Annotated in this window: 16 protein-coding genes; 3 read left to right on the top strand and 13 right to left on the bottom strand. The window is 53.8% G+C overall.

Features of this window, described 5'->3' with window-relative positions:
- Window positions 1-97: 97 nt before the first annotated feature.
- Entirely contained in the window at window positions 98-1,351 is a 1,254-nt protein-coding gene (gene amiC, locus NA389_RS13100; RefSeq protein WP_000011919.1) for an N-acetylmuramoyl-L-alanine amidase AmiC, read from the bottom strand.
- A gap of 232 nt (window positions 1,352-1,583) precedes the next feature.
- Between amiC and argA the strand changes: the two genes are divergently transcribed.
- Entirely contained in the window at window positions 1,584-2,915 is a 1,332-nt protein-coding gene (gene argA / locus NA389_RS13105; RefSeq protein WP_000588962.1) for an amino-acid N-acetyltransferase, read from the top strand.
- A 101-nt stretch (window positions 2,916-3,016) separates the two neighbouring features.
- Here the strand turns inward: argA and recD are convergent, their stop codons facing one another.
- From recD to rppH, 12 genes are all read right to left on the bottom strand, one after another.
- Window positions 3,017-4,852 carry an exodeoxyribonuclease V subunit alpha gene (gene recD, locus NA389_RS13110; RefSeq protein ID WP_000155137.1) on the bottom strand — a complete coding sequence of 612 codons (1,836 nt, stop codon included), beginning with the start codon at window positions 4,850-4,852 and terminating at the stop codon, window positions 3,017-3,019.
- Window positions 4,849-8,394, bottom strand: coding sequence for an exodeoxyribonuclease V subunit beta (gene recB, locus NA389_RS13115; protein WP_001000556.1), 3,546 nt, complete (start codon window positions 8,392-8,394; stop codon window positions 4,849-4,851). Before recB ends, recD begins: the two co-directional genes overlap by 4 nt.
- Complete coding sequence (gene ptrA / locus NA389_RS13120; RefSeq protein ID WP_001138237.1) at window positions 8,387-11,275, bottom strand: pitrilysin; 2,889 nt, start codon at window positions 11,273-11,275, stop codon at window positions 8,387-8,389. The genes recB and ptrA overlap by 8 nt, the downstream gene beginning before the upstream one ends.
- A gap of 177 nt (window positions 11,276-11,452) precedes the next feature.
- Window positions 11,453-14,824, bottom strand: a complete 3,372-nt coding sequence (recC, locus tag NA389_RS13125) for an exodeoxyribonuclease V subunit gamma (protein WP_000946810.1) — start codon at window positions 14,822-14,824, stop codon at window positions 11,453-11,455.
- A gap of 15 nt (window positions 14,825-14,839) precedes the next feature.
- Window positions 14,840-15,160, bottom strand: coding sequence for a prepilin-type N-terminal cleavage/methylation domain-containing protein (locus NA389_RS13130; RefSeq protein WP_001120521.1), 321 nt, complete (start codon window positions 15,158-15,160; stop codon window positions 14,840-14,842).
- On the bottom strand, window positions 15,145-15,552 hold the full coding sequence (locus tag NA389_RS13135; RefSeq protein WP_001078525.1) for a DUF2509 family protein: 408 nt from the start codon (window positions 15,550-15,552) through the stop codon (window positions 15,145-15,147). The genes NA389_RS13130 and NA389_RS13135 overlap by 16 nt, the downstream gene beginning before the upstream one ends.
- Entirely contained in the window at window positions 15,549-16,112 is a 564-nt protein-coding gene (locus NA389_RS13140; RefSeq protein ID WP_000029146.1) for a prepilin peptidase-dependent protein, read from the bottom strand. Before NA389_RS13140 ends, NA389_RS13135 begins: the two co-directional genes overlap by 4 nt.
- On the bottom strand, window positions 16,103-16,573 hold the full coding sequence (locus tag NA389_RS13145; protein ID WP_000744665.1) for a prepilin peptidase-dependent protein: 471 nt from the start codon (window positions 16,571-16,573) through the stop codon (window positions 16,103-16,105). The genes NA389_RS13140 and NA389_RS13145 overlap by 10 nt, the downstream gene beginning before the upstream one ends.
- A 184-nt stretch (window positions 16,574-16,757) precedes the next feature.
- The gene (gene thyA / locus NA389_RS13150) at window positions 16,758-17,552 is read right to left on the bottom strand and encodes a thymidylate synthase (RefSeq protein ID WP_000816247.1); all 795 of its coding nucleotides are present in this window, start codon (window positions 17,550-17,552) and stop codon (window positions 16,758-16,760) included.
- 6 nt (window positions 17,553-17,558) lie between these two features.
- Window positions 17,559-18,434 (bottom strand): prolipoprotein diacylglyceryl transferase, encoded by an 876-nt coding sequence (gene lgt, locus NA389_RS13155; RefSeq protein ID WP_000204647.1) that lies wholly within the window; start codon window positions 18,432-18,434, stop codon window positions 17,559-17,561.
- 215 nt (window positions 18,435-18,649) lie between these two features.
- The gene (gene ptsP / locus NA389_RS13160) at window positions 18,650-20,896 is read right to left on the bottom strand and encodes a phosphoenolpyruvate--protein phosphotransferase (RefSeq protein ID WP_000957888.1); all 2,247 of its coding nucleotides are present in this window, start codon (window positions 20,894-20,896) and stop codon (window positions 18,650-18,652) included.
- A 12-nt stretch (window positions 20,897-20,908) separates the two neighbouring features.
- The gene (gene rppH / locus NA389_RS13165; RefSeq protein ID WP_000564481.1) at window positions 20,909-21,439 is read right to left on the bottom strand and encodes an RNA pyrophosphohydrolase; all 531 of its coding nucleotides are present in this window, start codon (window positions 21,437-21,439) and stop codon (window positions 20,909-20,911) included.
- A gap of 682 nt (window positions 21,440-22,121) precedes the next feature.
- Here rppH and mutH point away from each other — a divergent pair.
- Together mutH and NA389_RS13175 are read left to right on the top strand one after the other, a co-directional pair.
- Complete coding sequence (gene mutH, locus NA389_RS13170) at window positions 22,122-22,817, top strand: DNA mismatch repair endonuclease MutH (protein WP_001274930.1); 696 nt, start codon at window positions 22,122-22,124, stop codon at window positions 22,815-22,817.
- Window positions 22,818-22,998: 181 nt separating this feature from the next.
- Window positions 22,999-23,712, top strand: coding sequence for a TerC family protein (locus tag NA389_RS13175; RefSeq protein ID WP_000895632.1), 714 nt, complete (start codon window positions 22,999-23,001; stop codon window positions 23,710-23,712).
- The last annotated feature ends 135 nt before the right edge of the window (window positions 23,713-23,847 follow it).

The following is a 23,847-nucleotide window of genomic DNA, read 5'->3' on the forward strand; positions in this document are numbered from 1 at the left end:
CCCTTACGGGTGTTTTTTTGTATCTGTCGTCTGGTCCGCAACGACAGTGCGGGCAGCATCCTACTTACCCGCGCAATAAACTCGCCGTCATCTCAGGTTAACTTCTTCTCGCCAGCGTCGCCCCATCGGCAAAATACGCTTTAATGCCCGCCAGAATCGACTCTGCGACCTGTTGCTGGAACGTCGCGGTCTTGAGCTTGCGTTCTTCTTCAATGTTACTGATAAACGCCGTCTCGACCAGAATAGACGGAATATCGGGCGCCTTTAACACCGCAAACCCCGCCTGCTCGACCTTGTTTTTATGCAGGTCATTAATTTTACCAAGCTGCTTCAACACCGCTTTACCGAATTTCAAACTATCGGCAATGGTCAGCGATTGCACCATATCGAACATCGTATGGTCGACATAACGGTCACCGCTTTTGCTCACGCCGCCAATTAAGTCCGAGGCGTTCTGCGTTTGCGCCAGATATTTCGCCGCGGTACTGGTGGCGCCTTTGGTCGATAGCGCGAATACGGATGAACCGCTAGGCTGCCGGCTGGTGAAGGCATCCGCATGAATAGAGACAAACAGGTCGGCGCGCTGTTTCTGCGCTTTCGCCACCCGGACTTTTAACGGAATGAAGATGTCTTCATTGCGCGTCATATAGACCTTCATGTTGCCTTCTTTTTCGATCAACGCGCGCAGGCGGCGGGCTATCTGGAGCACCACGTCTTTTTCACGCGTTTTGTATTTGCCTATCGCGCCGGGGTCTTCGCCGCCGTGTCCCGGATCAAGCATAATGACAATGGGACGATCGCGCCCCGCTTTACCGGGCTGCGGCCCGCTTTGCGAAGGCGGCACCTGTTTATCCAGATCGCCTTTATTGTAGTCTTCCAGCAGCGCCAGCAGCGGATCCTGCATATCCTGCGCATTGGCAGGATAAAGATCCATCACCAGACGTTCTTTAAAGCCTGCCACAGGCGCCAGCGCAAATAGCTGCGGCTTCACGTTTTGTTTTAGCTCAAAGACCATACGCACAGTCTTAGGATCAAACTGCCCTACCCTTGCGGATTTGATATACGGATCGTCGCTGCGAATCTGCGCGCCAATGCCTTTAAGCACCGAGTTCAGATTCACATCCTCAATATCTACTACCACGCGGTCCGGGTTACTTAAGGCAAATTGTTTATATTTCAGCAGACGATTCGACTCTACCGTGACGCGGGTATAGCTGGACGCAGGCCAGATACGCACCGCAACGACCTGGCTTACGGCAGCCAGCCCGACCTGGCTCACGCTTAATAGCCACATGGCGCCCGCGCCTTGTAGTAAACGGCGACGGCTGATTGCTGAATTGGCTCCCGACATGCTTCTCCCGAGCAAAAACTAAATAGAGATCATACAAAGTTCATCCAAATTGACCGGAAACTTTAGCGAATGACGCATAATCTGTCATCTATAAAAGGGTAAACATTCTTTTTATATTCACGGCATTACTAAGAAAAGCGATCGGACCGCATAAAATTTACGCTTGCACAGAGGGCAAAAACAGAATAAAAATACACTAATTTCGAATAATAATTCACTAGTGGGGCGCGCAATGATAAAGGAACGTAAAACCGAACTGGTAGAAGGGTTTCGCCATTCAGTTCCCTATATCAACACCCATCGCGGAAAAACCTTTGTCATTATGCTCGGCGGCGAAGCCATTGAGCATGACAATTTTTCCAGCATCGTTAGCGATATCGGGCTACTGCATAGCCTCGGTATTCGCCTTGTCGTGGTGTATGGCGCGCGACCGCAAATCGACGCCAATCTGGCCGCGCATCATCATGAACCGATTTACCACAAAAACACGCGGGTGACGGACGCCAAAGCACTGGAGCTGGTGAAACAGGCCGCCGGTTTACTCCAGCTCGATATTACCGCCCGTCTGTCGATGAGTCTGAACAATACGCCGTTGCAGGGCGCGCACATTAATGTCGTCAGCGGCAATTTCACCATTGCGCAGCCGCTGGGCGTTGATGATGGCGTGGACTACTGTCATAGCGGCCGTATCCGGCGCATTGATGAAGATGCGATCAACCGCCAGTTGGATAACGGCGCGATCGTTCTGATGGGGCCGGTCGCCGTCTCAGTGACCGGCGAAAGTTTTAATCTGACCTCAGAAGAGATTGCCACTCAACTCGCCGTTAAACTGAAAGCGGAAAAAATGATCGGTTTCTGTTCTTCTCAGGGCGTTACCAATAGCGAGGGCGGCATCATTTCTGAACTCTTCCCGAATGAAGCGCAGGCGCGGGTGGAAGAGTTGGAAGCGCTGGGCGATTACAACTCCGGAACCGTACGTTTTTTGCGCGGCGCGGTAAAAGCCTGTCGTAGCGGCGTTCGTCGTTGTCATCTGATCAGCTATCAGGAAGATGGCTCGCTATTACAGGAACTGTTCTCGCGTGATGGTATCGGTACGCAGATCGTCATGGAGAGCGCCGAGCAGATCCGCCGCGCCACCATCAACGATATTGGCGGTATTCTGGAGCTTATCCGCCCACTGGAACAGCAGGGCATTCTGGTACGCCGTTCCCGTGAACAACTGGAGATGGAGATCGATAAATTTACCATTATTCAGCGCGATAATATGACTATCGCCTGCGCGGCGCTGTATCCTTTTGTGGAAGAGAAAATAGGCGAAATGGCCTGCGTAGCGGTACATCCGGATTATCGCAGCTCATCGCGTGGAGAAGTGCTTCTGGAGCGGGTTGCCGCCCAGGCGCGGCAAATGGGGCTGCGTAAATTGTTTGTGCTGACGACGCGCAGTATTCACTGGTTCCAGGAGCGCGGTTTCACGCCTGTCGATATAGAGTTACTGCCTGAGAGCAAGAAAAAAATGTATAACTATCAGCGACGTTCAAAGGTGCTGATGGCGGATTTAGGATAACGAGGGGGCCTGATAGCGCTGCGCTTATCAGGCCTACGCTCGAAAGCGTCATTTGGAGGCCGGATAAGACGCTACGCGTCGCCATCCGGCGAGAGCTCGTCTTATCCGGTACGACTGACTTCATCAAATAAGGTGGCTAACCCGCTGCGCCGTTCCGTTCGCGTCACAATCGCGCCTGCCAGGATCCGTTCATCGGCATACAGCGATAACCGCCGCCGCGCCCGCGTAACCGCGGTATACACCAGCTCCCGCGTCACGACCGGCGAACGCTGGCTGGGTAAAATCAGCGCGGCGTGATCAAATTCAGACCCCTGAGATTTATGTACCGTCATCGCCCAGGTTGTATCATGTTCCGGCAGACGGCTGGGCTGAACGGACTTGATCGTGCCGTCCGGCATCACAAACCAGACGCGTAACCCCTGCCCGCGATCGAGCGCAATACCAATATCGCCGTTAAATAGCCCCAACGCGCTGTCGTTGCGCGCAATCATTACCGGACGCCCTTCATACCAGCGAGAATGCGGATGCCGCTGAATTTTTCGTTGCTGCACCATCGCCTGCTCAATGCGGTCATTCAGTCCCCTCACGCCAAATGGGCCTTCACGCAGCGCGCAAAGCAGTTGATACTCATTGAAAGCCTGAAGGATTGCCTCCGGCGTCGCTTTCTCATGCAGCAACCGCAGGTAGCGACCATAGCCCGCCAGCGCTTCATCCAGCATCCCGGCATAATCGTCGCTGCTTTGCAATGTACGCTTCTCTATATCGCTAAACCCCTGCTGAAAAACAGCCTGGATTGCCGACCTGTCGCCGCAGTTAATCGCCGCCGCCAGCTTGCCGATGCCAGAATCGCTGCCGAAACGGTAGCTTTTTTGCAATAAACAGAGGCTATCGCGTAAAGATGCGGCTTGCGTTCCGGCCCCCGCCGGAATGGCGCTCCCTGTTAGTCGACTTAGCTGTCGGGCGCGTTCCGCCGTAAACCCTGCGTTGACATAGGCGCAAATATCGCCCAACACAGCGCCCGCCTCAACGGATGCCAACTGATCGCGATCGCCAAGAAAAATGACCCGCCCGTGCGGCGGCAGCGCGTCAATCAAACGTGACATCATCGGCAAATCAATCATTGATGCTTCATCGACCACCAGCACGTCCAGATGCAGCGGGTTGCCCGCATGATGGCGTAATCGCTGGCTGCCGGGCTGTGCGCCCAGCAGTCGGTGCAGCGTACTGGCGTCCTCCGGTATACGCTTTTTCTGCGCATCGGTAAGAGGAAGCTGACGCAACGCCGCGCCGAGCGACTCCGTCAGGCGTGCGGCCGCTTTCCCGGTCGGTGCCGCCAGCCGGATACGGCAACGTTCGCCATCCGCCATTTGAATTAATGCCGCCAGCAGCTTCGCGACGGTGGTGGTTTTACCGGTGCCGGGACCGCCTGAAATCACGGAGATACGGCGAGTTAGCGCTACAGCGGCGGCCACCTTTTGCCAGTTCACCTCGTCTGTCGGAGGGAATAGCGCGTCCAGAATACGGGATAACTGATCTTCATCTACGGCGATGGCCTGGTTAACCTCGTTAAAAAAGCGCGCAACCGTACGCTCGTTGCACCACATGCGATTCAGGTAGAGGCGATCGCCGCACAGAATTAACGGCGCGGGGCTATCGCCGCAGCTAACCGCCGCAGACGCCAGTAACCGCTTTTTCCAGTCAATTGGCGTAGCCGTTTCGCTTATCCAGGCGACCAGTAAGGGATGCGCCTCCTCCGTTAACGTTAAACGCGACAACGGCAGACACACGTGACCTTCACCTGCGTCATGACTAAGCAGCGCTGCCGCCAGCGTCACGGCGGGATCGTCGTTACCGGCGACGGTTAAAGCAAACTGGGCATCAATGGGCCGTAAGAGTTTTTGTTCAACGGCCTCCAGCAACCGCTCCTGGATTGTCATTGCGCCTCCTCACTCATTTCACCTGCAAACATATCATCCAGTTGGTTAATTAACGCCGCCGCAGGACGAGTGGTAAAAATACCCTGCTGCGGACGTTCGCTATCCACCCCGCGTAAAAAGAGATAGATGACGCCGCCGAAATGGCGTTCATAGTCGTAATTCGCCATTCGATGACGAAGGTAACGATGCAATGCCAGCGTATAAAGCTGGTACTGCAAATCATAGCGATGCGCCTGCATCGCCGCAGCCATCGCCGTCTGGGTATAAGCGGCGCTATCCTCGCCCAGCCAGTTAGATTTATAGTCGAGCAGGTAATAGCGCCCCTCATAACGGAACACCAGGTCGATAAAGCCCTTTAACATGCCGCGAACCTGCATGAAATCCAGAGCAGGGCAACCTGCTGAAAGCGGGTCGTATCGACGAATCAACGCATCCAGCTCTCCGGCGGTAAGCGGCTGGGCAATCGGCAGATAAAACTCCATTTCGACCTGTTTTTCACGCCCGGTCAGCACGCTCAGACTAACGCCCGTCTCGTTAAGGGGAACGTGTAACACGGTGTCCAGCCAGCGGGTAAGTACGGGCTCCCATCGCGTTTCAAAACCACTCAGCTCCAGTTTTTCCTGTACCCATTGGGGGTCTATCGGTTGAGTAAAATCAAGCTCTTCAAACAGGCTGTGCAAAAATGTTCCCGGCGATGCCCCGCGAGGAAAGTGATGCGGCGTCATTGCCGGCGCTTCCGCCGCTTCGCCAACGCCTGCGGCGTCAATGTCGAGACGAGGAATAAGATCTTGCGCCACGCTATGTCCCCGCTGCTGCAAACCGGAATAACTGGTAACGCGCCAGCTATCATAAAGCAGACGTTGCAGCGTTCTGGCGCTGAGTTCCGCGTGCGATGCAGCGGCAATTTGCCAGCGGTCGTTATCCGTACTGCCTGGCGTTCGACACACGATATCCTCGTCGCATAGCGCCTCAATACAGGCGCGAAGGCCTGCGGCATCCATCGGTTCGCCTTTTTGCAGGAGTCGCCCAAGCGCGCTTTGGTGCACATCCGTCTCGCCTTTCTTATCGCTGCGACGCCGCACCAGCGGCGCGACGCCTAGGCTGCAATGCCACACTGCACGGGTCAGCGCGACATAAAGTAGGCGCAGGTCTTCCGCCAGGCGTTCGGCTTCCGCCAGTGCTATGCTCTCTTCGGCGTGACTAAGGTCCAGCACCGCCTCGTAGGAGTGCCTGTCGTGATAAAAAGCCTGGTCCTGCACGCGGAAATGGGTGATAAAAGGTAACCAGACCAGCGGGTATTCCAGACCTTTCGATTTATGAATGGTGACGATTTGCACCAGATGCTTATCGCTTTCCAGACGTAGTTGCTGGCTGGAAGCATTGCTATCGGGTTCAAGGATATGTTGCGCCAGCCAACGCACCAGCGCATGTTCGCTTTCCAGCTGCGAACCGGCTTCCTGTAACAGTTCGCTAATATGCAGAATATCCGTCAGCCGACGTTCGCCTCCCGCTGTCGCCAACAGGTTTTCAGCAATATTGCGCGCCGACATTAGCGCGCGCAGCATAGGCATGACGCCGCGTTTATGCCAAATCTGCCGGTAGCCATCAAACTCTTCGACAACCGCATCCCACGCATTTTCATCATTGTTAAGCGTTTCGATATCCAGCGCGGTAAGGCCCATCATTGATGTCGCCAGAGCGCTACGTAGCGTATTCTCACGTTCGGGCGCCATCACCGCCTGCAACACCCACAGCATTTCCTGCGCTTCGAGCGTTTCGAATACGCTGTCGCGGTTAGAAAGATAGACGGAGGGGATCGCCAGTAAGGTCAGCGCATCCCGTATCAGCGCGGCCTCACGCCTGCTGCGCACCAGCACGCTGATATCCGAGGCGCGAACGGGCCGCGACGAATCGCCATTCGTCAGCAGCGCGTCGCCCGTTTGTCCGGCGCGCAGCCAGTCGCGAATTTGCGTGGCGCACACCTGCGCCATATAACTTTGATAATCGCCCGAACCGCAGCTTTCCCCCTCCATTAGCCACAGGGTCATCGCCGGTTGAGGCGCGTCATTCACTTTAAATTGCAGCGACTGGTTTCTGGGCGCAAACTTTACCGGACTGAAGGGAATATCGCGGAACATAAAGGCGTCGTTCATCTGACTGAACAGCTTGTTAACGCTATTCACCATCCCCGGCGCGGAGCGCCAGTTAGTGTCAAGCGTATAGTGCGCGCTCACTTCGCTGCGAGCCTTCATGTAGGTAAAGATATCCGCGCCACGAAACGCATAAATCGCCTGCTTAGGATCGCCAATCAGCAATAGCGCCGTATCGGGTTGATGTCGCCAGATACGGCGAAAAATACGGTACTGTTGTGGGTCGGTATCCTGAAATTCATCGATCATCGCCACCGGAAAACGGATGCGAATCGCCGCAGCCAGCGCCTCGCCGCTTTCACTACGCAGCGCGGTATCTAAACGGCTGAGCATATCGTCAAACCCCAGCTCGCCGCGCCGTCGTTTTTCCTGAGCCACCGTTTCACGGATCTCTGAGAGCGCTCGGGTAAGAACCAGATCTTTAATCGATAGCGGTTCGCCCAACAGGTTATCAATGGCGACAAACAATGGGTGCTGGGGCGTCACGCCGCCAGCTTTGGTGCGCTCAGCTAAAAAACGCTGTGAAAATTTTCCCAACGCCTCGGGTAATTGATAATTTTTGGTCTCTTCTTGCGCCCACGCGGTGATCTTTTCGATCCATTTCGCCTGATTGCCGCGGTTGAATTTTCTGCGATCGATGCCGGATGATTCGATTAGCGCGTCCAGCTCGCTAACCGCCTCACACCACTGCTGCTTCACCTGGTTGATGCGCGCCAGGATCTGTTCATGACGCGATGCCAGCGTCTCCTCCTGCGATGGCGGCGCTTTAATGACCGGCGCTTCGCCCTGCAGATAACGATCGATATCCTTTAAGAGCGCCTTCGGCCCCTTCCATACGTCAAACACCACCTGCGCGATGTCGCGCGGCAGCGGATAGCAATGACGCCTCCAGAAATCGGCGCAGGCCTGATAACGCAACAAAGATTCGTCTTCAATAAGCTGTTGCTCAAACAACATACCGGATTCGAAAGCGTTCAGGCTGAGCATACGCTGGCAAAAACCGTGGATGGTAAAAACTGCGGCCTCGTCCATTTGTCGTTCCGCCAGTAATAACCACTGCGCGGCCTGCTTTTTGTCGCTAATTTCTTCCAGCAAGCGGGCATACATCGGATTATCCGTACTTTCCCGCAGACAGGCGATGCGCAACTCATGGATATTACTGCGGATTCGCCCACGCAGCTCTTCAGTGGCGGCCTCCGTAAAGGTTACCACCAGCAGTTCTTCAACGGTCAACGGGCGGGGAAATGCGGCACTGCCGCCTAAACCGAGCAATAACCGCAGATACAGCGCCGCGATAGTAAACGTTTTGCCTGTGCCCGCTGATGCTTCAATCAGACGCTCGCCTGTCAGGGGCAAGCGCAGAGGATCAAGAGTCTCGGCGACATCATTCATTCTTTTCGCTCATTAGAGGTAACGTTTGCTGCAATGCGCTGACGTTATCCCACACTTTCCAGCCTGTCGGATGCACGTATTCTGCTTTTCCATTCTGGCTACCGGCAATCTGTGACAATATTGCCATACCTTGTGGTTCCACCACCGCCTGGTGGAAGAAGTCGGCAAGCTTTTGTGGCGTCAGCAATTTTATCTGAGCGATGATTTTATCACGCGAGTCAAAGCGCATATTACCCCGATCGAAATCCTTGCTTAAACGGGATGCTTCTTCGCCCAACGTTTGCGGCGCCTGGCGCATTTGCGTAATGATCGCCTGCTGAATTTGGGCGAACTCTTCCGGCTTCATCGCCCTCAGCTTCGCCTCGGCGTCAGGGAAAAATGCCTGATAGCGTTGCCACAGGTAAGAGGGCTGTTTATCGTTGCTCTGTAGCAGGAATCCCATTCCCCACTGACGGCCAACGCTCATCGGAAAGGCGAAAACGGCGTATCCCAGTTGCTCTTCGGTTCGTAGCTGATTGTAAAACCACGGTTGAACAATCTGACCTAACATCGCGCTGTAGGCGGCGCTGACGTACTCGTCGTAGCCGACCGGGACAAAGACCGCTGCTAACGCAGAGTCGGTGCTACTGCCCGCTTTTTCAAATATTACGGACTGCTTTTTCTCAACCACCACGTCTTTGTTGCGACACCACGCCGATCCGTTCGCCGCGAGCTGTTTTTGAACATCTTGCGCCAGAGAGGTCGCCTGGGCTTCGCTCATATTCCCTATAACCAGAAATTCCGGACGAGCGCCCGTTTTTAACGCATTACGATAGGCCATTACCTCTTTCAACGTAATGGACGGCAGCAAAGCGCGACGTTCATCACGGGAAAAATAAGGCACCTGCGAAATCATCTGCACCGGCATAATCGCCTGCTCGTAGGCTTTTCCCTTCTCCGCAGAATCCATCATCTGCGTATACCAGGATTTCGCCTGCGCCAGCTGTTCTTCCGTGGCGTCGTAGCTAAAATATCCTTCCAGCAGCGCCAGGAAAAGCTGCGGCAAACGCTGGGTATAACCGTTCGCAGTGACCATCAGACCATTGTTGGCGTTAGTAGAAAAGCTAATGCCGCCCACTGCCGCCTGGTTGCTGAGCTGATCGAGCGCCATTCCCGCCAGATAATCATTAAGGGCGAACAGTACCTGATTGCGGGCGCTGTCCATCGCCTGCGGATTACGCAATACCACGCTCACGTCAGCTTTTGGCTCGCTGGCGAAATAACGACTCGGCGCATAAACCACGCGCAAATCTGCTTTATCGACAATCAGTTCTGGCCGCACGTAGTTTTTGTCATTCTTCACAAGCGTGAAATCATCAGGAATATAGGGGTTTAACTCCGGCAGCGACAACGCAATGCCCTGTGCTTTTTGCTGCCAGTTTTTAAACGTCTGTTCGCTAATCTTATCGACCTGATAAGGCGCATCCACAAAATACGCAATCTTATTATGGGGTTCCTGGGGACTGATGTACCAGATGCGCGCATTCTGCGGCGTCATCATCGCCAGGCGATTTTTGATAGCGGCAGGATCGTAACGATCGGCGATATTCGCCGCATCCAGCGTATGCGCTACCGGGACGCGGATCATAGTGTCCGCCAGCCATTCGACATAGTCCATATCGCGGGTAATCGACGGATAGCGGAAGTCGAGATCCAGCACATGCGCCAGCTCGTCAAAGTAACGTTTATCTATCCCTTTTTCACGTAACGTATTGATATAGCTAAAAATAGCCGCGACAACTTCATCACGATTGGCCAAACCTTTATCAGTCAGCGTTGCCGAAATGGCAAATACGCCGCTGTTACCATTAACAATCGGATCGGAATCCGCGCTAATACCTTCGACCAGTCCTTGTTTTTGCAGCCAGTCAGAGAGCGTCCCCGGGCTACGATTGCCAATCAGATAAGAGACCAGTTCATCGGTCTTGCTGCGGAACTGCGCGCTATTGTTATCAATACGAAACTCCACGCGCAGCACTTTACGCGGTAGCGCCGGCACGTAATGAATAATGATGCCCTTCTGCGCCTCGGTGATGACAGGTACGGTAATTTCCGGTTTTTTAATCTGTTTATTCGGCACGCGACCATAGGTTGCGGCGGCAATACTCGCCAGTTCCGGCAAGGGTTTATTACTGTAAATCACCGCCTTCATCAGATTAGATGAATAGTATTTTTCATGAAAAGCGATCAACGCCTGTTGCACCGGATTGCCCGGCTTATCGCTTAGCGTTTCCAGATTGCCGCCAGAAAAGTGCGAGCCTGGATGCGCCGGGTTAATGGTTTCGGCGCTTACCTGCGCCATACGCATACCGTCGCGGGTGCGCGCCATCGTCAGCTCGGCATTCACCGCGTTTCGTTCGCGTTCGGCATACTTTTTATCGAGCAATGGCGCGGCAATGGCGTCGGCCAGGCGATCTACGGCGCCTGGTAGCGCGTCGTTTTCAACCTCCAGGTAGAAGGCTGTTCGATAAGGCGCGGTGCTGGCGTTGTGGCTACCGCCATGTCTTTTAAGGTATTCGGCAAGGCTATCCGCCTGCGGATATTTTTTTGACCCCATCAGGCACATATGCTCAAGATAATGAGCAAGCCCCTGATGAGCCTCAGGATCTTCAAGCGATCCAACGGGCACCACTAACGCAGAAAGTGACTTTACAGCCTGCGGATCGGATACCAGCAACACCACCATGTCATTATCAAGACGTATCGCCTGATACTGCCGGGTATCTTTATCGCTTTTACGGATAGTTTCTTGCAGCGGTTGCCAACCGATATCCGCCTGAACTGCAGGCCCCCAGAGGGCGACCAATAACAATAACGCTTTGAACCAGGTGCTGCGGGGCATTCACGGACCTCATCATTAACTTTCATTCCCACTCATCTGTATGGTCACGTAAACCATCGACCTGAGCAGAACGGGATATTATTGTGCTGAACCAGGCAGCATCTTTTTATCAGTCATCAGTCCGTGACGAAGAGCGCATCATAGTCGAAGCCTTTTAATTGCGCGATTTTCATACAATCAACGAGACTGATTAAAACGAAACAGCGGTAACAGGTAATGTCGGGACTGCGCAATGATAGCCTGCAACGTTTCAGATTCCAGCTGACGCCAAAGACGTTGATACCAGATATCTTCGCCTTCGCCGCTCACCATCATGTTGCCTTCATAAGCCAGTAAAAACTTTGTCCTGGCCTTCTGTAAGGTATCATCATCGTCTAACATGACATCATTTTCAGCGTCATAACAGGCTTTTATCCATGCGCCGCCGCTTTCCGGCAGTACCAATAGCGGAGAAGACATGCCTTCCCGGTAGCCTTCAATCAGTTGCGCCAGGTAAGCCATTGCCTGCGCTTTATCAAGTGGCGGAAATCGCCATTCTCCCTCTTTGCGCAAAAACAGACGACTTTCGCCACTCCCGCCGCTGGCACAATAGACAAGGTGTTCCAGCCAAAGTTGCACACCTTGCGCAACGCTGATTAAAGCGGGACGCCAGCGCAATAATCCATCCTCCTGTACCTGCGGTAGCCAGCCGGTTAGCTGAACGCCATTGCAAAGCAGATCCACTTCCAGGCTTTGGCTCGGCTTACGACAGGCGATGACCCGGCTTGCCAGTTGCTGCATCTCCTGGCATTGCGCATCCCAGAATATTTCGCCAAACGCGCCGTAAGGCAACTCTCCCGCAGCCCGGAAACGGCGGAACAAGCGTTCGGCGTCGTCCTCTTCAACCAGCGTATTGAGCAACTGTTGGTTAAGTTGATATCGCGTCAATCCCTCTAATTCAAACGGTTCCGCATCAGGAATCTCACTCTCTTCCGAGCGGAAATTAACCTGAAGCCGCATCTGAAAAAATGCGCGTACCGGATGGGCCCAAAAACGCTGCAGACTTTCCAGAGTCAATGTTTCCGGCATCGTAAAAGGAAGCGGCTGCACAAAGTCAGAATGCGCTTTCCCCGACTGACTCGCCGCGGGCAACCACTCTCTGGCATAACTTTGCTGTTCGCCGGGTTGGTAATTTTGCGCATCAAAAGGCATACGGGTATGCAGACGCGTAATATGCGCTTTGACTCGTGCTTCGCTCTCATCACAGGTCAGCGTTTCGTCGCCCGGCAAATAGTGGCTTTGTCCGATGTAATCCACCAATTCTTGCACCAGTACAGAGGGAAAGCGTTCGCTATTATCCTGGATGGAGCGACCGATGTAGCTGATATACAGCGTCTGCTGCGCCGAGATTAACGCTTCCAGAAACAGGTAGCGGTCATCGTCGCGACGGCTACGATCCCCGCGCATGGGTTTTTGGCTCATCAGGTCAAAACCCAACGGCGCAAGCTGGCGCGGGTATACGCCGTCGTTCATTCCCAGCAGGCAAACGACTCTGAACGGAATGGAACGCATCGGCATCAGCGTACAAATATTGATGGGGCCCGCCAGGAAGCGCTGGCTAATACGTTCCTGATCCAGACGCTGCGCCAGTTCATCCCGCAGTAGCGAAATCGGTACCGCGTCGCCATATTCCGCCGCGACGCCTTCGGCGATAATGGCCTGCCACTGCTGTTCAATCAATGTCATTGCCGCTTCCGTGTCCGCATCGGGCAGGAAGAAATCATTGAGCATGTCGCGACAAACGGGCAACCACTCTTCCAGCGGTCGCTCCTGCGCCAGACCGCGCCGCCAGATATTAAGCTGCATCAGCAGCGAAGCCAGATGCCCGACCAGCTCAGCAATCAGACCGCTGGATTCGTCATAAGGCAGAACCGACTGCCACTCGCCCTGGGCGCTTTCCATGGCATACCCCAGCAGCATACGCGTCAGGCCAAATTGCCACGTATGCTGCCCCGTGGCAGGAAGTTCCAGCTCGCGTACGTTGTCATCGTCAATTCCCCAGCGAATGCCTGACTCATTGACCCACAAGCGCAAATAACGCAGCCCTTCTTCGTTGATCGTAAAGCGGGCAGCCAATACCGGTACGTCTAACAACGCCAGAACATCCTCGGAGACGAAGCGGCTGTCCGGTAACGAAAGTAGGCTGATAAATGCCTGTAACACCGGATGTGACTGACGCGCCCGCCGATCGGAAATGGCATAAGGCAGATAGCGCTCCGTTGGCGCGCTACCAAATACCGCCTGGATAAACGGGCTATAGCTGTCAATATCAGCCACCATAACGATAATGTCGCGCGGCGTTAGTGTCGGATCGGCTTCCAGCATCGCCAGCAGGCGATCGTGCAGTATTTCCACCTCGCGCTGCGGGCTGTGACAAACGTGAAAAGAGAGGCTGTTATCCTCGGGATCGAGCAGACGCTTATTGTCGCTGCGCGAATACTCCTCAAGATTTACGCCCGCCACCGCATGGCTTTCCAGTTCAAGAATATCCGCCTGAATCCGATGCAAAAGATTATCTGGCGTAATATCAACAAACGCATCCAGCTCCTGGCTGTTTTCCAGTTCAGATAGCAGGTAGATATAATCCCGCCCCAGTTTTCCCCATGAGGCCAGTAGCGGATTACCGATATCCTGTTCGCCGTCGCTGTTAAACAAGGCTTCCGGATTCTGGTTTTCACGGAACAACGGTAAATGACGGTCTTCAAAACTGTGACGACGCTGGCGGGCCATGAGTTTTGCCAGCCAGGCTGGGTCTTTAATGTCCCCCCAGTAATACCGACACGGATTAGTAAAAAGGAGATGAATTTCAATATGTTTGCCCAGCGCCTGCAACGCTCTGAGATACACTGGCGGTAACGCGGAAATGCCGCAAATAAAAACGCGGGACGGCAACCCTGGCGGGCAGGCGGTCGCGCTTTCCAGCGTTTGAATAAAGCGTTGGTAGAGATTGGCGCGATGCCAGCGCGGCTGCCCCAGCGCGGCGGTATATTCCACCAATGCTTTCCACAGCGGCGCCTGCCAGTTTTGCGCCTCCCCCAGACCTTCCACGGTTTCTCCCGCCTCCCACTGCGTAAGCCAGTCAGGCCGATAAACCAGATACTGATCGAACAGGTCGGCGGCGCGCGCGGAAAGCTGAAAGAGTTTGCGTTTATCAGTGTCGTCGGTCAGATAATGGCGCAGCAGTACAAACTCATCCTTATCCAGCAACTGCGGCAGCAAGGTCATCAGTTTCCAGCTCATGCTTTGTTTGCTGAAAGCGCTTTCTTTGGGGATATCCGGCAACACGCGGACAAACATCTCCCAGATAAAACTCGCCGGTAACGGAAAAGCGATATTCGCCGCAATACCAAACTTTTGTGAAAGGGTCATCTGCAGCCACTGCGCCATACCCGTGCTTTGTACCAGAATCATTTCTGGTTCAAAGGGATCATCCAGCCGCTCGCGTTCGACGATGAACTCCATCAACGCTTCCAGCACATCCAGACGATTGGAGTGGTAGACCCTTAACATAATTACTCCTGACGATTAACGATTTGGACAATGCAAGCGCGTCATCTGCCCCTGCCTGCCAGAGGGTGAAACCATCGTGACGCTGATGCTGACACATCCCGATTGCGTTGTCTGCATCCGGTTGGCCTTCCAGCCGTCAGCAGGCGAAAATGGATACAGCGCCGTTTGCTGCCACGCCTGCCGCCAGATCTGGAGATACTGGTGTCGTAATGCAAAACTGTGCATTAATACCCGCTGATAGCCTGACAGCGCGGTGACGATCATTACTATTAGAACCATCGCCACTAAAACTTCCGGGAGGCTAAACCCGCGTTGTAAATTCAGGGGATGCGGCATAACACCACCTCTTTTAACGGACAAAAATCGCTCCAGCCGTGGGGAGAAAAGACAATGCTTCCCTGAATGACGTTGCCCAAACGCCATAACGTCATGCCGTCATCTTGCGCCGCCATCACCACCTCATCCCCCGATAATCTCCGCAAACAGACTCTTGCTCCTGAAGAGGAATAGCGCCGACATTCCATTTCGGTTACGCCTGACCATAGCTGCCCCCGCCCCCATTCCAGCGCCGACTGTACGAGCGCCTGGCGTTGTATCGCCAGGCGCTGCGTCGTCACGCGGGCGGCATAGCTGGCCTGCTGCTGATTTACGCCTTGCAGTAGCAGACTACCCAGAATCAGTATTAAAAGCGCCAGTATTAGCGAAGAAGCGCCACGTTCCCGATTCACAGATTAAATCCCGTTACGCTGTATTGCGCGTCAATAACCGTCTGAGGCTCGGCTTTGCTGGCGCCGCGCAGATGCAGCATGAGCACTGGCGAGAATCCCGTTATATCCCGGCGCTCAACGGTAAACGCCGTGATGAGTACCGTATTGGGATCGGTCATTTTTTCCCATCCCTTCCCCTGGCAAGATGTTGCTCCGCGTAATGTTTCCAGAACGTTATCCTTCATACGAAACCCGGTCTGGTCGGCCTCTTTCGCCGGTATGGTATCCCAGACACCGTTATTATTCCCGTCCCACTGAACGATGACGCATTGCCCCTGTTCGGCAAGATGTAACCCTTCGCCAGTACAGTGGCCATGGCAGTAACCCGCACGCTGAAGATGCTTCGCTACGGTATAGGTTCGCTGCCAGATTTCATCTTCCAGCGATAACTGTCGCGTGTTGTGCCAGATCTCACGCTGTAGCGCCGGTAAAAATTGTGCGGACCCAAGCAGTAAAATGGAACCTATCGCCATCGCCAGCACAACCTCCAGTAGCGAGAACCCCCGCGTGGTTATTGACACGTAGCGGCCTCGTTACGCTCGCATAGCCTGATTCGCCCCCAGGAAGAGACGACCAGACGCCACTCTCCGGCAGCGTTTTTCAGTACGATGTGCCCTGCCCATGCCGTATTGCGCAGACCAAAGAAGGCTAACGACGGCGTGATATCGGCAAGGACGACATCATGCCAGTCGGGCGTAAACACAAAGGGGGAAGATGGCGTACACGATGTTTGCGTAGCAACAGAGCTGACAAAGCACCATGAACCGCCTTCGCTGACCACGCGAAGAATGTGATCGCGGTTATGCCAGTGAGCGTCCTCACGAAGTTGCAGCAGGTAATCCCGCACCTGACATGCGGTTTGCCACAGGCGCTGTTGCTGCTGCCAGCGTTGCCAGCCATAAAGTCCTGTGGCGCTGAGAATGATAATGAGCGACATCGCGACCACCGTTTCAATGAGCGTATAGCCCTGTTGTTTTTTCATGTCGGCAGTATGGCGGGCGGAAGAAAAATAACGAGCGCCAAATACAGATTGTTCGGCGCGTTACGGAAAAAAGTTCATGTTTTGCAGCGCGTTGCAAAATTTCAGGAATCCGCGCCGAAGATTGAGACAAAGGGTAAAAAAAACCGACGCGCGATGACGTCGGTTATGGCAGGATCGTCAGCGCTTAGATAGCGACCGGCGCTTTAATACCGGGGTGCGGATCATAGCCTTCAATTTCGAAATCATCGAACCGGTAGTCAAAAAGCGAATCGGGTTTACGCTTAATGACCAACTTCGGCAGCGCGCGCGGTTCACGGCTTAATTGCAGGTGCGTCTGCTCCATATGGTTGCTGTACAGGTGCGTGTCGCCGCCGGTCCAGACAAAATCGCCGACGTCCAGGTCGCACTGTTGCGCCATCATATGCACCAGTAACGCGTAGCTGGCAATGTTGAACGGCAGACCGAGGAACACATCGCAGGAGCGCTGATAAAGCTGACAGGAGAGTTTTCCATCTGCGACATAAAACTGGAAAAAGGCGTGACACGGCGCCAGCGCCATCTTATCCAGCTCGCCGACGTTCCACGCAGAAACGATAATACGACGAGAGTCCGGGTCGTTTTTAAGCTGGCTTAAGACCGTGGCGATCTGATCGATATGGCGGCCATCCGGTGTTGGCCATGCACGCCACTGCTTACCATAAACCGGGCCTAAATCGCCGTTCTCATCGGCCCATTCGTCCCAGATGGTGACATTATTTTCGTGCAGGTAAGCGATGTTGGTATCGCCCTGCAAAAACCATAGCAGTTCGTGAATAATTGAACGTAAATGGCAGCGTTTTGTCGTCACCAGAGGAAAGCCTTCCTGCAGGTTAAAACGCATCTGATGGCCAAAAATGGAAAGCGTGCCGGTGCCGGTACGGTCGTTTTTCTGTGTGCCTTCATCCAGCACTTTTTGCATCAGTTCTAAATACTGTTTCATGGTTCCTCAGGAAACGTGTTGCTGCGGGCGGCGGCGATATGCCCAAACCATCATGATCGCGCCAGCGATAATCATCGGGATAGAGAGAATCTGCCCCATGCTGATGTACTGTACCCACGCGCCGGTAAATTGCGCGTCCGGCTGGCGGAAGAATTCAACAATGATACGAAACGCGCCGTAGCCAATCAGGAATAATCCGGAGACTGCGCCCATCGGACGCGGTTTGCGAATAAAGAGATTAAGGATGATAAACAGCACCACGCCTTCTAATGCCAGCTCATACAACTGGGAAGGGTGGCGCGGCAATACGCCGTAGGTATCAAAAATAGGCTGCCATTGCGGATGTGACGGCAGCAGCGCAATATCTTCCGCGCGTGAGCCAGGAAAGAGCATGGCAAACCGGAAGTTAGGATCGACGCGCCCCCACAATTCACCGTTGATAAAGTTGCCCAGACGCCCGGCGCCCAGGCCGAACGGAATTAACGGCGCAATAAAATCAGACACCTGAAAGAACGAGCGCTTCGTGCGCCTGGCGAAAATAATCATCACCAGTATCACGCCGATAAGCCCGCCGTGGAAGGACATGCCGCCGTCCCAGACACGGAATAAATAGAGCGGGTTATCCAGAAACAGAGGGAAGTTATAAAACAGGACATAGCCAATACGCCCCCCCAGGAAGACCCCCAGGAAACCTGCATAGAGTAAATTTTCAACTTCGTTTTTGGTCCAACCGCTTCCCGGACGGTTAGCGCGACGCACCGCCAACCACATCGCGAAAACGAATCCCACCAGATACATCAAGCCATACCAGTGAAGCGCGACGGGCCCAATTGAGAAAATGACCGGATCAAAGTCCGGAAAATGCAGATAGCTACTGGTCATCTGTCACCACAATTTCTTGTTATTTCGCTGAAGAGATAGCGATTGATAAGCGCGCCTGCGCGTTGCAGACGCTCCAAAGGTGCGAATAATAGCACAAGGGTTAAAAGCGAGATGCCGATTACCGTTAAAAGATATGTATACGCATTGTCTTTCATCTTGCCGGCGTGTTGTCTGCGCCGTGAATCCACAGTCACTCTCTTTTCCCGCTCCAGTCGTTACAACCCTCCGCGAATCAATCCCCCCATCCCGCGGCGCTCCATAAACGCCGCCACCTGATGACGCACCTCGGTCGCCATCTGCGCCTCAAGGCTGCGTCTGGCAAGGGTTTGCGCGTCTTCAAAATCGATATGCCGCAGCAGATATTTCACACGCGCTACCGAACGGCCATTCATCGAAAGATGGCGATATCCCAGACCGATAAGAATCGCCACGCACATCGGATCGCCCGCCATCTCGCCGCACAAGCGAAGATCGAGGCCATTTTTTTCGGCTTCCTGCGCGATCATGGACAGTGCGCGCAGCATAGCCGGATGCAGACTGTCGTAAATACTGGCCACGCGGGTATTGTTGCGATCTACCGCCAGGATATATTGCGTTAAATCGTTGGTGCCGACCGAGATAAAGTCGATCCGGTTAGCCAGATGCGGCAGCATAAATACCATTGATGGTACTTCCAGCATAATGCCGATACGCGGTTTCGGGATCGCATAGCCGATCATCTCCTCGACCTCGCGCCCGGCGCGTTCGATCAGACGCCGCGCTTCATCGACTTCATCAATACTGGTGACCATCGGCAACAAAATGCTGAGGTTGCCAGTCGCCGCATTGGCGCGCAGCATCGCGCGGACCTGGATCAAAAAGATCTCCGGCTGATCCAGCGTAATGCGGATCCCGCGCCAGCCCAGACACGGGTTCTCCTCGCTGATCGGCATATAGGGCAGTTGCTTATCCGCTCCCACATCCAGGGTCCGCAGCGTCACCGGTTTATCGTTAAACATTTGCAGCATCCCTTGATACTGCGCCACCTGCTCTTCTTCCGAGGGAAACCCGCTTTGCAGCATAAAGGGAATTTCAGTACGGTACAGGCCGATACCGTCGATCCGACTGCCTAACTTTTCCTCATGCTCGGGGCTGAGCCCGGCATTCAGCATCACTTTGACTCGCTCGCCGCTTTTCAGTTGGGCGGGAAGATTGACGTCGTCCTCCGCCAGACGACTGAGTTCTATCTCTTCACTAATGAGTCGCTGATATTCCTGAATAAGCACGGGTTCAGGATCGACCAGTAATTCACCGCGATAGCCATCCACCACCAACGTACGGCGATGTAGCACCGAAGGCTGGATATCCGCGCCCATGACGGTCGGGATACCGAGCGCGCGCACCATAATCGCCGCATGCGAGTTTGCCGCGCCGTCGCGCACTACAACGCCCGCCAGCCTGTCCTGCGGCAGCTCCGCCAGGGTGGTCGCCGACAGCTCATCCGCGACCAGAATAAAACGTTCCGGCCAGGCGTTTGGCCCCTGAACTGAATCATCAAGGTGGAATAACAGCCGCTGCCCCAGCGTGCGTAAGTCTCCCGCACGTTCTTTGAGGTAGTTATCGGTTAGCGCCGCAAATTGCTCGGCAAATTTTTCGATGATTTTTTTAACGGCCCACTCCGCAACAGCGCCTTTGTCGACCTCGGCGAAGAGTTCGCGACGCAGTCTGGCATCTGAAAGCAGGTGTGAGTACAGATCGAAAATGGCCGCCGTCTCTTTTTGCGCGCCGGCGGCAAAGCGTTTGCTGTATCGTCGGAATTCGTTCGCCGCCTCTTCCAGCGCGCCGGTCAGTCGTTCGCGTTCAAGAGAGGTATCCAGCGTAGACGCTTCGTAAACCTGTTCCATCAGCGGCATGGTCGCGTCTTGCCAGCCCGTTGCGATAGCCACGCCCGGCGCCGCAGGAAGCGCGCGGATTCGCGTCTGCCGGTATTGCCCGAACAGCGCTGTGACCTGCGACTGTGACAGGATAGCCGCCATCTGCGTAGCGAGCGTGACGAGGAAAGACTCTTCGCTTTCATCGTACTGGCGCAATTCGCGCTGCTGTACGACCAGCACGCCGAGAAGTTGGCGACGCTGAATGATCGGCACGCCGAGAAACGCGCGAAAACGTTCCTCTTTTACCGAAGGAATGTATTTAAAGCTGGGATGTTTTTGCGCATCGGCAAGGTTAATGGGTTCCGCCAGCCTGCCCACCAGACCGACGATCCCCTCATCAAACGCAAGCGCAACGGTTCGACCACGCGGTTTTTTCAACCCCCGCGTCGCCATCAGGTAATAACAGCGTCGGTCATGATCGGCCAGGTAAACCGAGCAAACCTCTGTATCCATCGCAAGACAGATATCCGTGACCAGAATATTCAGCGCCTCGTTCAGACGCGGCGCACTGGCCACTTTTTCGACTATTTCGCGCAGGCGAGTGAGCATAATTTGCGTGGCTTAACCTCTTTTACGTCGATAAGCAGGCGCGCTTTGTAGCTTAGGGGGATTATCCTGAAGCGCCATGACAACACTTGCAAACTCTTTCATTACCCTGCGGTAGACATCGCGTTTAAATGACACCACTTGTCGAACCGGATACCAGTAACTTACCCAGCGCCAGCCGTCAAACTCCGGCGTACTGCTGGTTTGCATATTGATTTCGGCGTCGGCGCTCATTAACTGCAAAAGAAACCACTTTTGTTTCTGGCCGATACATACCGGCTTTGTGTCCCAACGCACCAAACGTTTTGGTAACTTGTAACGCAACCAGTTGCGAGTAGAAGCAAGGATCCGCACATCTTTACGGCTTAACCCAACTTCTTCAAACAGTTCCCGGTACATCGCCTGTTCTGCCGACTCCCCTGGATTTATCCCGCCCTGCGGGAACTGCCAGGAGTGCTGACCAAATCGCCGGGCCCACATCACCTGCCCCTGACGATTACAAATTACGATACCTACATTTGGGCGGTAGCCATCGTCATCAATCACCGGACTACCTCAACATAAACCTTATATATGAACGATTGTTTCATACTCCAGTGAGGCGGTAAACCACTCTGTAATAGTGACACAGCCTAATAACAATTGAATAACTCACAGTAAATAGCCGAGTTATAAACAGATGATGACGCCCTTGCGCCATTTTATTCACCTTTTCTGTGGATATAGTTGTGAAGAAGTATGGAATTACCACGGGAAAACCCAGAACAGTCTGAATTCCTCATACTGGAGGCAGTAAAAATAGTTCCTTATATTCATTGTGTTATAGACAAATCTTACATGCCGCCTTCATAAAGCGTGACCAGCATCACATCTAAGATCCTTATGCTGATGAAAGATCAACCAGCGTCGGTTTTATCCACAGATTGTGCCAATAACTTACGCACTATTTGTCTGAATTTTCGATTTTCGTCGCACGTCAAGGCTGTAAATGGAAACAGTAGTGGTGGTTTTACACAGTTATCCCAACTTTCTGTGGATAACATAGTGTAAGATCCTGTTTATTGTCAGTGACCAGAATTGGAAAACCCGCTTTAGCGTTGCGCAACACGAAGAAACAACACAAAAAAGGCAATAAAAATCAGTCTATTGAATATAAGACACAGAAAAAGATAAACTCTGCCCATACAGTATAAAATCACTGCTCACTTTTTGACCTAAGGTAATTGTCATGTCCGCTCTTTGTCCGCTACTGACTCCGCCTGCTTCGGAAGCATTGCTGTTAGCCCAGGCGCGGCAGCTTTCCGGCTATACGTTAGGCGAGCTGGCGGCGATGGCCGGCATTACCACGCCTAAAGATTTGAAGCGAGACAAAGGCTGGATCGGCGTCTTGCTGGAGATCTGGCTCGGCGCCAGCGCCGGGAGCAAGCCGGAGCAGGATTTCGCCGCGTTAGGCGTAGAACTGAAAACCATCCCGGTGGATAGTCTGGGTCGTCCTCTGGAAACAACCTTTGTTTGCGTGGCGCCGTTAACCGGTAACAGCGGCGTGACCTGGGAGACAAGTCACGTACGGCATAAATTGAAGCGCGTGCTATGGGTACCGGTCGAAGGCGATCGCAGCATACCGTTAGCCGAACGCCGCGTAGGTTCGCCGCTACTCTGGAGTCCGAGTGAAGAAGAGGACAGGCAGCTACGCCTCGACTGGGAAGAGCTGATGGACATGATAGTGCTGGGCCAGGTGGAACGCATTACCGCCCGCCATGGCGAAGTCTTGCAACTGCGACCCAAAGCCGCCAATGCCAGGGCGCTCACCGAGGCTATCGGCGCGCGCGGGGAACCTATTTTGACGCTACCGCGTGGATTTTATCTGAAAAAAAATTTTACGCAGGCGCTGCTGGCTCGCCATTTTTTATTGCAGAATCCGTAACGTCCATTACACGCAAATGCGCCTCCGCTATGGCTACGCATCGGGCCGGCGCCGGATAAACGTAAGCGTATTGTCGCCGCTATTTTACACCGTTCCTGGTTGCGCAAATTCAGCCTGGGCTTTCGCCCGTCACTCGACGGGCCTATAATTACCGCTTCTTTTTTTGGCAGGACTTTGTTCGATGTTATTTGCATGGATAACCGATCCTAATGCCTGGCTGGCGCTCGGTACGCTGACGCTGCTGGAGATTGTACTTGGGATCGACAACATTATTTTTCTTTCTCTGGTGGTAGCAAAACTTCCTACGGCGCAACGGAACCACGCACGGCGGCTTGGGTTGGCGGCGGCGATGATCATGCGCCTGGCGCTGCTGGCGTCAATCGCCTGGGTCACTCGTCTGACTAATCCGCTGTTTGAGCTTTTCGGCGAAGCGATTTCCGCCCGCGATCTCATTCTTCTACTGGGTGGGTTATTTTTAATCTGGAAAGCCAGCAAGGAGATCCATGAGTCCATCGAAGGCGAAGAAGAAGGGTTAAAAACCCGGGTTTCTTCTTTCCTGGGCGCAATTGTACAGATTATGCTGCTGGATATTATTTTCAGCCTTGATTCAGTTATCACAGCGGTTGGCCTCTCCGATCATCTGTTTATTATGATGGCGGCAGTCGTTATTGCCGTGGGCGTCATGATGTTTGCGGCACGGCCCATCGGCGAGTTTGTCGATCGCCATCCGTCGGTAAAAATGCTGGCGCTCTCCTTTCTGATCCTGGTTGGCTTTACCCTGATTCTGGAAAGTTTCGACGTTCACGTTCCGAAAGGGTATATCTATTTCGCCATGTTCTTCTCTATCGCAGTAGAGAGCCTGAACCTGTTGCGTAATAAAAAGAATCCGCTGTAATCCTGTTTCGCTCCCCCGCCGGGGAGCGAATACTCACTTTATTTCCTTTCTTCTCACAGATTAAGATTTTGCTGCTTCCGACATGCAGAGCTGCGCGTTATTACTAGACTATTATCAGACATATGATTAACAGAC

Origin of the sequence: Salmonella sp. NW645, from assembly GCF_051703725.1 — a bacterium.
Lineage (GTDB): Bacteria > Pseudomonadota > Gammaproteobacteria > Enterobacterales > Enterobacteriaceae > Salmonella > Salmonella enterica.